Origin of the sequence: Trichococcus sp., from assembly GCF_049589555.1 — a bacterium.
GTDB lineage: Bacteria > Bacillota > Bacilli > Lactobacillales > Aerococcaceae > Trichococcus.
In genome coordinates, this window is sequence record NZ_JBAWAZ010000029.1 from 1 (window position 1) to 1,517 (window position 1,517).

Consider the following 1,517-nt stretch of genomic DNA (forward strand, 5'->3'; position numbering starts at 1 on the left):
CTGCTTACATTTGTCACGCTCTATCAAACGCGTTCTGATTCGCAGACACCGCTACCGTTTCGCAACCGGCTGTCGTCCACACAAGCGGTGAACGGCAGCCGGTTACTCCAACGTACGGGTGTCTAAACGCGAATCATCACGCTCTATCTGCTTTTCACCAACAGATTGATTGCTTGTTGGACGCTTTCTTCTTTCGAAATGTTGTCTTTTTCTTGGTCATTCACGCAAGCGACCAAATTTTCCGCAACGATGATGCCCATTGCGCGGTCGATGCTGGATCGGACTGCGGATAATTGCGTCACGACGTCGGAACAGTTCTTTCCGTCTTCCATCATGGCGAGTATGCCGCGCATTTGTCCTTCCGCACGCTTAATGCGGTTGATTATATTTTTGTTGTATTGGTTCACACAACTTCACCCCTCCAGGCCGAAATGCCTCCCATTACGTTGGTTACTTTGTAGCCTTTTGAAGCAAGATATTGGCAAGCTGCCATTGAACGAGCCCCGCTCAGGCACATAACATAGTAATTTTCATCCTTATCCAGTTGATCCGCAGTGTCTTCCAGTCCGCTCAAAGGCATAGAGATGGCGCCTTCGACGTGCGCATGTGCATATTCGTCCGCTTCACGTACGTCCACTAGTTTGACAGGAGTTTTTTTCCATAATTGTTCGAATTCCGGCATTGTAATTGATTGATACATTTTATTTTACCACCTTTTCTGGTCTGACGGTTGCATATAAGCTGAATGCACCATCTAAATTTTTGACTGTAAATCCATTTTGCTTCAAGATGCGTTCAGCGATATAGCTGCGCAATCCACTCAGACAGCTGACGATGATTGGTGTTTCTTTCGATAATTCTCCGACGCGTGCGCGCAAGTCGTCGACAGGGATATTGATGGCTCCCGCCATGCGGCCCCTTTTGTTAAATTCTCCTGCAGTGCGGACATCAACCAATTGGTAGCCAGCAGCTTGCATTTTTTCAAGCTCATGCCATTGGATATTCTCGGAAATGCCTTCCAAAATGTTCAATGCTGCGTATCCAGCCATGTTGACTGGATCTTTGGCAGATCCGAACGGTGGTGCGTAAGTGAATTCCAATTCCGGCAAATCATGGACCGTCAAATTCCCTTTGATTGCTGTAGCGATGATGTCGATGCGTTTGTCTACGCCATCCGCCCCGATAGCTTGCGCTCCGTAAATTTCACCGGTTTTCGGATGGAAAATCAATTTCAGGACGATCGCTGATGCATTCGGATAGTAGCCGGCATGGCTCTTTCCTTGGATATGCACGACTGCAAATTCTTTGCCTGACATTTGCAATTGGCGCTCGTTCAGACCTGTGGAAGCGCCGGCCAAACCGAATACACGCACGATTGCGGTTCCGATGCTGCCTTTATTTTTTCTGTTCAAGCCGCTGATGACATCAGCTACTTGACGTCCTTGACGGTTCGCTGGCGAAGCCAAAGCGATCATGGTGTCTTCACCAGTAATCTGCTGCTTCACGATGATTGCGTC

3 protein-coding genes are annotated in these 1,517 nt (G+C 48.2%); all 3 read right to left on the reverse strand.

Features of this window, described 5'->3' with window-relative positions:
* Positions 1-143 precede the first annotated feature (143 nt).
* A complete protein-coding gene (locus WBV27_RS01520; RefSeq protein ID WP_084253961.1) occupies positions 144-407 on the reverse strand; it encodes a metal-sensitive transcriptional regulator in 264 nt (87 codons plus the stop codon).
* Entirely contained in the window at positions 404-700 is a 297-nt protein-coding gene (locus WBV27_RS01525) for a rhodanese-like domain-containing protein (protein ID WP_424198799.1), read from the reverse strand. Before WBV27_RS01525 ends, WBV27_RS01520 begins: the two co-directional genes overlap by 4 nt.
* Position 701: 1 nt before the next feature.
* Positions 702-1,517 (reverse strand): rhodanese-like domain-containing protein (locus tag WBV27_RS01530; protein WP_424198801.1); only part of this gene is annotated, 816 nt, incomplete at its 5' end.

Excerpts from the sequence above, each read along its gene's own strand:
- WBV27_RS01525 (WP_424198799.1), bottom strand. The coding sequence starts at position 700 with ATGTATCAATCAATTACAATGCCGGAATTCGAACAATTATGGAAAAAA.